This is a genomic window from Mesorhizobium calcicola, assembly GCF_042682105.1.
In the GTDB taxonomy this organism is placed as follows: Bacteria; Pseudomonadota; Alphaproteobacteria; order Rhizobiales; family Rhizobiaceae; genus Mesorhizobium; species Mesorhizobium calcicola.
On sequence record NZ_JBHUGY010000045.1, the window covers coordinates 19542 to 27722 of the forward strand.

7 protein-coding genes and 1 pseudogene are annotated in these 8181 nt (G+C 64.8%); 5 read left to right on the top strand and 3 right to left on the bottom strand.

Annotation, left to right across the window (positions count from 1 at the left end; genetic code table 11):
• Positions 1 to 109 precede the first annotated feature (109 nt).
• Positions 110 to 2338: a heavy metal translocating P-type ATPase gene (locus ACFSQT_RS27455; RefSeq protein WP_379024027.1), complete on the top strand. Its 2229-nt coding sequence runs from the start codon at positions 110 to 112 to the stop codon at positions 2336 to 2338.
• 19 nt (positions 2339 to 2357) lie between these two features.
• Here ACFSQT_RS27455 and ACFSQT_RS27460 read toward each other — a convergent pair whose 3' ends face one another.
• The 3 genes from ACFSQT_RS27460 to ACFSQT_RS27470 form a co-directional block, all read right to left on the bottom strand.
• Complete coding sequence (locus tag ACFSQT_RS27460) at positions 2358 to 3542, bottom strand: MFS transporter (RefSeq protein WP_379024029.1); 1185 nt, start codon at positions 3540 to 3542, stop codon at positions 2358 to 2360.
• 75 nt (positions 3543 to 3617) lie between these two features.
• The gene (locus ACFSQT_RS27465) at positions 3618 to 3902 is read right to left on the bottom strand and encodes a DUF2061 domain-containing protein (RefSeq protein WP_379024031.1); all 285 of its coding nucleotides are present in this window, start codon (positions 3900 to 3902) and stop codon (positions 3618 to 3620) included.
• Positions 3903 to 4009: 107 nt separating this feature from the next.
• On the bottom strand, positions 4010 to 5674 hold the full coding sequence (locus ACFSQT_RS27470) for a Na/Pi cotransporter family protein (RefSeq protein WP_379024033.1): 1665 nt from the start codon (positions 5672 to 5674) through the stop codon (positions 4010 to 4012).
• Positions 5675 to 6049: 375 nt separating this feature from the next.
• Here ACFSQT_RS27470 and ACFSQT_RS27475 point away from each other — a divergent pair, with 375 nt between their 5' ends.
• The 4 genes and pseudogenes from ACFSQT_RS27475 to ACFSQT_RS27490 all read left to right on the top strand — a co-directional run bounded on the left by ACFSQT_RS27475 (position 6050) and on the right by ACFSQT_RS27490 (position 8024).
• Entirely contained in the window at positions 6050 to 6418 is a 369-nt protein-coding gene (locus ACFSQT_RS27475; RefSeq protein ID WP_379022247.1) for an RcnB family protein, read from the top strand.
• Entirely contained in the window at positions 6405 to 6821 is a 417-nt protein-coding gene (locus ACFSQT_RS27480; RefSeq protein WP_379022249.1) for a type II toxin-antitoxin system RelE family toxin, read from the top strand. The genes ACFSQT_RS27475 and ACFSQT_RS27480 overlap by 14 nt, the downstream gene beginning before the upstream one ends.
• On the top strand, positions 6818 to 7234 hold the full coding sequence (locus ACFSQT_RS39845) for a hypothetical protein (protein ID WP_465264371.1): 417 nt from the start codon (positions 6818 to 6820) through the stop codon (positions 7232 to 7234). The genes ACFSQT_RS27480 and ACFSQT_RS39845 overlap by 4 nt, the downstream gene beginning before the upstream one ends.
• A 209-nt stretch (positions 7235 to 7443) precedes the next feature.
• Positions 7444 to 8024, top strand: a pseudogene (locus ACFSQT_RS27490) (hypothetical protein).
• The last annotated feature ends 157 nt before the right edge of the window (positions 8025 to 8181 follow it).

Genomic DNA, 8181 nt, shown 5'->3' on the forward strand with positions numbered 1-8181 from the left:
GATTTTGCCTCTTGAAGCTCTAGTGACTAGAGCAGTTACAGTGCCTGACATCAGGGTTCAAGACCCATGCGGCGGGCACGCCGCGCGGGCAAGACAGACAGGTGATGTGATGACGGCGCCCCTCAAGCAGACACGGTTCAGGATCGGCGGCATGGACTGCGCCTCCTGCGCGGCCAAGATCGATACGGCGGTGCGCCGCCTCGACGGTGTCGCCGATGTCTCGGTTTCGGTGACCGGCGCCAGCATGACGGTCAGCCACGGCGGCGCTCTGCCGGAAGACAAGGTGCTGCAACAGGTGGCGCGGCTGGGCTACGGCATCGTCAGGGCGGAAGCCAAGACCGACGGCCGTGCTTCAGTGGCCAAGACGCATGATCATGCGGGCCATGATCACGATCACGAAGGTCACGACCATGGCGGCGAACCGGCCGGCAAGTGGGCTCCCGGTTCCAGTCGTCTCCACAGCGATGGCGAGCCGGGGCAGGCGTGGTGGCGCACCCGCCGCGCGGCGCTGACGCTGGCTTGTGCGGCGGCGCTTCTTGCCGCCTCCGGCATCGGCCATCTGTTTCCGGCAGCCGAGCATTGGGTTTTCCTGGCTGCGCTGCTCGTCGGCCTGGTGCCGGTCGCCCGGCGCGCGCTGATGGCGGCGCTGGCCGGAACGCCGTTCTCGATCGAGATGCTGATGACAATCGCTGCCGGTGGCGCGGTGATGATCGGCGCCACGGAAGAAGCCGCCGCCGTTGTGGCGCTGTTCCTGATCGGCGAAATGCTGGAAGGCGTTGCCGCCGGCCGCGCGCGGGCGAGCATTCAGGGTCTTGCCGACCTGGTGCCGAAGACAGCACGTGTCGAGCGGGCGGGCGGCACGGTCGAGGTTGCCGCCGAAGAGCTTGCCGTCGGCGACGTGATCGTGGTGCGGCCGGGTGATCGCATCCCGGCCGATGGCGAGATCGTCGAAGGGTCGAGCGATATCGACGAGGCACCGGTGACCGGCGAAAGCACGCCGAAGCGCAAGGGGAATGCGGAAGCTGTCTTTGCCGGCACGATCAGCACGGACGGCGTGCTCAAGGTTCGGGTGACGGTTGCCGCATCGGACAACACCATCGCCCGGGTGGTGCGGCTGGTGGAGGAGGCGCAGGAGGCCAAGGCGCCGACCGAGCGCTTCATCGACCGGTTCTCGCGCACCTACACGCCTGCCGTGCTGGCGGTCGGCGCGCTGGTGGCGCTGCTGCCGCCGCTCGTAGCCGGCGGCGACTGGAGCGAATGGATCTACAAGGGCCTCGCGGTCCTGTTGATCGGTTGTCCCTGCGCGCTGGTGATCTCGACGCCTGCCGCGATTGCCGCAGGCTTGGCGACCGGGGCGCGGCGCGGCCTGCTGATGAAGGGCGGCACGGTGCTGGAAGGCTTTCGCCGGATCACCGCGGTCGCCTTCGACAAGACCGGTACGCTGACCGCGGGCAAGCCTGATGTCACCGACATCGTGGCCTATGGGCGAGACGAACGCAGCGTGCTGGCGCTGGCGGCGGCACTCGAGCAGGGCTCCAGCCATCCGCTGGCGATGGCAATCCTTGACAAGGCCAAGGCCGCCAAGGCGCCGGTGCCCCCAGCCTTGGCCGCAAAGGCAATATCAGGCAAGGGCGTCGAGGGCAGCGTCGGCGGTGTCTCGGTCTTCCTCGGCTCCGGATCGGCGGCGGCGGAACGGGCCATGATGACTGAAGCGCAGCGTCTTGCTGTCGATAGCCTCGACGCTCAGGGCAAGACCGTCTCGGTACTGGTGACCGATGGCGTGGTGGCCGGGCTGATTGCCATGCGTGACGAGCTGCGGCCGGACGCGGCGGCCGGTATTGCGGCGCTGAAGGCCGAGGGCATCCGCGCTGTGATGCTGACAGGCGACAATCGCCGCACCGCTGAAGCCATCGCCGCCTCGCTCGGCATCGAGGCGCGGGCAGAACTCTTGCCTCAGGACAAGCAGCGCATCGTCGGCGAGTTGCAGCGCGAGGGGCTGAAGGTCGCCAAGGTGGGCGACGGCATCAACGACGCGCCGGCGCTCGCCGCCGCCGACATCGGCATCGCCATGGGCGGCGGCACCGATGTAGCGCTGGAAACGGCCGACGCCGCGATCTTGCATGGCAGGGTCATGGATGTCGCGCGCATGGTACGGCTGTCGCGGGTGGTGATGGCCAATATCCACCAGAACATCACCGTGGCGCTCGGGCTGAAGGCGGTGTTCCTGGTTACCACCATTGCCGGCATCACTGGCCTGTGGCCGGCGATCCTGGCCGACACCGGCGCCACCGTGCTGGTCACCGCCAACGCCATGCGGCTGCTGCGCTGGCGCGGGTGATGCGCTTTTGCCTCGTGCTCTACTCGGCTGGGGCCGTCAGCGGCGGCGTGGCGTTGCTGCGTCCTTCCCAGACATAAGAGGCGAGCGCCACCGCGACGGCGACCAGCATGGCGATGGCGCCCAGCAGCGGCAGGCTGCGGTAGCCGTGGCCGGCATTGAGCATGGCGGCGCCCAGCGATGCGGCAAGCGCGATGCCGACATTGAAGCCGGACGGAATGAGCGAGGAAGCGAGATTGGACGCATCCGCGGTCCAGGCCAGGATGCGGGTCTGGATCGGCGTGCCGATGGCAAAGTTGAGACCGCCCCAGATGACGATCGCGACAATCATCGGCAAGGGGTAGGGGCTGACGGCGTAGATCACCGCCAGCGTCACCGCCTGCAGCGCCAGCATGGTGATCAGCGACGGCATCAGCTTCCAGTCGGAGAGCCTGCCGCCGAGGAACACGCCGAGCGTGGCGCCGACGCCGTTGAGCAGCAGCACCCACGGCACCAGGCCTTCATCAAGGCCGGTGATCTCCAGCAAAGTCGGCGTGATGTAGGTGAACAGGCCGAACTGGCCGATCATCAGCATCAGCATCAGGATCAACGAGGTCCAGACCTGCTGGCGCGCCAGCACGCGAACCTCGCGCGCCAGGCCGGCGGGCTTGGCCTGATATCCGGCGGTGCGCGGCAAAAGTGCCGCCATGGCAACCGTCGCCACCACGCCCAGCGCGCACATCACCCAGAAGGTCGCGCGCCAGCCCCATATGTTGCCGATCGCGGTGCCGGCCGGCACGCCGATGACATTGGAGACGGTGAGGCCGGACAGGATCACGGCGACAGCCATGCCGCGCTGGTCTTCGCGCACAAGGCCGACGGCTACCACCATGGCGACGCCGAAATAGGCGCCATGCGCTATCGCCACGGCAATGCGCAACAGCAGCATCGAGGTGAAGTCGGGCGCCAGCGCGCAGGCCGCCTGGCCTATGGTGAAGGCGACGGCGAGGCCGAGCAGCAAGGTCTTGCGCGACAACGACTTGGTGGCGAGCGCCAGCAGCGGGCCGCCGATGGCGATGCCGCAGGCATAGCCGGAGACGAGATAGCCGGCCGATGGAACCGAAACGCCAAGCCCTTCCGCCACTTGCGGCAGCACGCCGGCGATGACGAACTCGGTGGTGCCGAAAGCAAAGGCGGCAATGAACAGCGCGATGAGCGGAAGCGACATGGGGAAGGCCCTAGCTGTAACGGCCTCAAATCACGGATGGGCGTCGCGGGCAATCCAGAAATTGTTGGCGCCGCTTTAGCTTTTCTTGATCGACTTCTCGTGTTGCCGAGTCGCGTGTGTTTGGTGAGGGGCCACCCAGTCGTGCCGGAGGTACGCCGGGGTCTTGCGTCCGTATGGAATCTTGAGCCAAGCCCGTTCGTGGAAATAATAGAGCAGCGACTTGGTGAAGACCTCGGTCAGGCCAATGGCTGCGGCGAGCTTGATGCTTCCGGTCACGACCAACGAAATGATCATCGTGTCGATGGTGCCGGTCACGCGCCAGGAAAGCGCCTTGGCGAAACTGCGCGAATGGGTGTCCATCGATTTCCTCCGAAAGGCTGGGCCATCCGACCCTTATCCCGACTGGTGGAAACGGAGCAAAGATATTTTGCCGCCGAAATGAGGACGATGCATGATCGCGTCGTCAATCAGCTCGCCTTCAACCGCGAGCCGGTGAGCAGGCCGCGCTCTTCCAGCACCGGATAGGCCATCGAGGCGAGCAGCGAGTTGATCTGCTTCAAGTCGCGGATGGTATCGAGATGGATCGAGCTGGTCTCGACGCTCTTGGCGGTGCCGTCGCGCAGGCGCACGAAATGGCTGGCGCTGGTTTCCTTCTCGCGGTCGCGCAGCTGGTCCTTTTCCAACACCAGTTGGCGGGCGGTCTCGGGATCGCGCGACACCAGCACGTTGAAGGCGAGCCGCGCATTGGCCAGCACCGAAGCGTGGAAGGCGCACAATTCGCGCCAGCCCTCGGGGGTAAACTCCAGCCCGCGCTCAAGCTTCTTCTTCACATGCACCAGCATGTTGCGCACGATGATGTCGCCGACCTGCTCCAGCTTGACGCAGGCGCCGATCAGCTCCTGGCAGCGCAGCGCCTCGTCCTCCGTCAGCGGGTTCCTGGTAAGCTTGGCCAGATAGAGCTTGATCGCAGCGTGCTTGCGGTCGACGCGGTCGTCAAGGGCTGCCAGCGCCTTGATCCTGTCGGCATCGGCGCTCTCATAAAGCTCGATGATGCGCTTGAGCATGATCTCGACCGTTTCGCAGACCCGCACCACCTCGCGGGTAGCGTTGGCCAAGGCCTGGCTCGGCACGTCGAGCGCGCTTTCGTTGAGCGCCGACAGCTCGACGACATCGAGCGTGGCAGCCGGCTCCGGCCTGGTGCCGAGTGCCACGATTTTTTCGGAAATGCGGTAGACGAACCCGGCCAGCGGCAGGCCGGCGAGCAGGATCAGCACATTGAACAGGATATGGGCGTTGACGATCTGGTCCGCCGCCGTCGCGCCGAGGAAGGCGACATGCGGCCGGAAGGTCATGAACAGCACCAGCATGACCAGCGAGCCAAGCCCGCGCATCAGGAGGTTGCCGATCGGCACGACGCGCACGGCAGGCCCTGACGAGCGGGTCAGCATCGGCGCGATAATCGAAGAGCCGAGATTGACGCCGAGGATGAGGACGACGCCGAGTTCCGGCGTGATCAGGCCACGGCCGGCCAGCGTCGCCATCAACAGAACCGCCGCGATGCTCGACTGGAACAGCCAGGTGATCAGCGCCGCCAGCAGGTAGGCGGTGATGGAATCGCTGGAGAAGTAGTTGATGACCACCGGCATGAGCTGGCTGTTGCGCAGCGGCTCCGATGCCTGGCCGATCATTTCCAGCGACAGGATCAAAAGGCCAATGCCGACCAGGATGCGGCCGGACTGGCGCCAGTCGCGCCGCTCGGTGGCCATGAACATCACCGTGCCGGTGATCAGGCAGAGCGGCACCAGCAGTGTGAGATCGAAGGTCAGCAGCTTGACCACCAGCGCCGAGCCGATCTCGGCGCCGCGCACGGCAAGCTGGCCGGCGGCGCCCGAGACGATGCCGGAACCGGCGAAGGAGCCGACCAGCAGCGTGACGGCGGTGGAGCTTTGCAGGGCGATGGCGAGGCCGGTGCCGGCCAGCACCGCCGTGATCGGATTGCGCATGGTGGCACGCAGACGATGGCGCAGCACGTCGCCATAGGCGCGCTCGACGCCGGTTTTCACCATGCGGGTGGCAAACAGCATCAGCGCCACGGCGCCGGCCAGATGCAGGAGGACGACGGAACCGCTCATGTCGCCGCCCGCATGCGGACGGCGTGCGCGATGCGACCAGTGCCGCGATCAGTGGGGAAAACGAAGGTGCGAATCATGTTCATGGCAGTGACCGAAAATGGCTATGATACATTAGCCGGGTAATAAAATCTCGTCGATTTCAAAGGCCGTTGCGCCGCGACAGGCGGTGTCGGAAAATGGACGGACGCGCAAATGGTTGCATTGCGAGGCGGGTGTGGCGCGTCGGATCGCGCGCGTTTGGCTGCGGCCTTTGCGATGATGTTCAACTCTCCTGGGTAAATGCAGGAATTCATTACGCAATTGTAATGCAGGTGTTCAGTTTCGGTTCATCGGTGGTCGCTATCCCTTGGGCATCGCCAACCAAGGAGACTTCCTATGAAACGCATTGTCCTTTCCGCCCTCGCTTTCTCGATGCTGGCCGCCACCTCGCTGACCAGCCAGGCCGCGCCGATGAACGCACCGAACGCTCCGCGGTCGAACTACAGCCAGGTCGACTGGCAGAAGCCCGGCAAGCATGTCGACGTCAGGAAGCGCGTCGTGATGAAGAAAGTCGTGGTGAAGCGCAGCCATTGGCGTAATGGCCAGAAATATTCCGGCTGGAAGCGGCACCGGCCGATCCGCGACTATGGCCGTTACGGCCTGCATCGTCCCCGCCGCGGCCAGGAATGGATCCGCGTCGGCAACGACTATGTGCTGGTCGGCGTCCTGTCCGGCGTCATCTTCGGCGCGCTTGCCGCGCAGTAAATCCCGACTGGGCCAGAAGACCGCTGGAACTGAAAAGAAAAGGCGGCGCGCAAAGGCCGCCTTTTTCTGTCTGCGATCCGACTTTTCGCAAACGCTGATCTGGCTTGCCGAAAATATCACGATATGCGATATTTTCGAGGTGAAGTGGGTCATTCTTCTCCCTCTGGCCGCCAAGGCGCTGCGCAAGCATCGGGCGGATGCCGAGAGGATCCTGTCGAAGATAGAAGCATATGCCGATGACCCGAGAAGCCTTGCAAACATGGTCAAGGCCTTGCAGGGGTCGACCGCGCTGCGTTTGAGGGTCGGTGATTATCGCGTGGTGTTCGAGGAAACGGATCAGGAAATCATCGTCACCAAGATCGGGCCGCGCGGTCCGTTTATGATTGAACGGACGCCAAGATGAACAACGTTGCCTATGTCACGACGCCAGGTGGCGAGGAACTGGCCATCCTGCCCCGCAGCGAACTGGAAGCACTGCGGGAATCGCTCGACCATGCGCAGGCGCTGGGGAGCTTTCGCGCGGGCCAGATTCCCGGGCTTACTCCGGATGAGGCGCGGGCTCTTGTCACAGCGGTCTCTCCGCTGGCTTTCTGGCGCAGATATCGCAAACTGACCCAGGCTGTGTTTGTCCGCATCCGTCGGAGTGACTCAGAACTATCTTTCGGAAATCGAGAATGGAAAGCGTGGGGGAGACGTTGCGCTTTGGCTGCGGCTGGCTCGCGCGCTCGAACTGCCGGTCGAGAGTCTGATCGACGAAGGCGATTGATCGGCAAGCCGCGTTTTGCCCTGTGGAAACCGGGCATCGTCCCGCATTAGGGGTCGTCGATTCCGCGGCATGATTATATGAGCGGGAAACGAGTTCCCCGATGCGCTTTCCGCCCGCCTTCCTCGACGAGATACGCGACCGTGTGCCGATTTTACATCGGTGATCGGCCAGCGTCCGTGTCGCGTGGGACAGGAAGAAGACCAACGCGCCGCGCGGAGGACCGCGCGCATCGTCAGCGACGGCGCATCGCGCCGGCGCCATGCCGTTGAGGGAGGGGGGAGGAGAAGGGGGGGAGAAGAGAAAGGGGGAAAAAAAAAGGGGGGGGGGGGAAAAGAACCTGCGCTCGAACCAACGCCATGCGCGGCACTGGTCGTGTGTCGATCTACACCGATCAAAGCAGGCGGCGGTCGCAGCAGATGTTCCTGGTCGAGGATTTCGTGCCGGCCGGATCGCATCGAATCGACATGACCGCCGACAAGAAGGTGATCGCGCTAGGGCGACCGCCAACATCTACATTGACGGCCGCGTCCTCTACGGCGCGACGCCGGCGGCGGGCCTTGCGCTGGAGGGCGAGTTGACGCTGTCGACGTCCCGCGATTGGGACCGGTTCCAGGCTTTTCCTTCGGCCTCGCCGACGAGCAGTCGGCCGAACCCGGTCACTCACCGCTATCCTTGCCGGTGGTTGGACGACGACGGCAAGGTAACTTTCCCGGTCTCCGCCGATCAACTGCCTGCTCGACCACCAAGCTGGTCGATGCCAAGGTGACGGTCAGGATGCGCGAAACCGGCGGCCGCGCCATCGAGCGCTCGCGCAACATCGGCATTCGCAAGGCCATATGATCGGCATCCGCTCGACTTCGCGACGGTGAAGTGCCGCAGGGGACGCACGGCCAACGTTCAGCCTGATCCGTCGATCCGACGGCAAGCGCGAGGCGCTGAAAGGCGCGCGTGTGGACGCTGGTCAAGGTCGAACGCAATCGACCAGTGGTACCGCTCC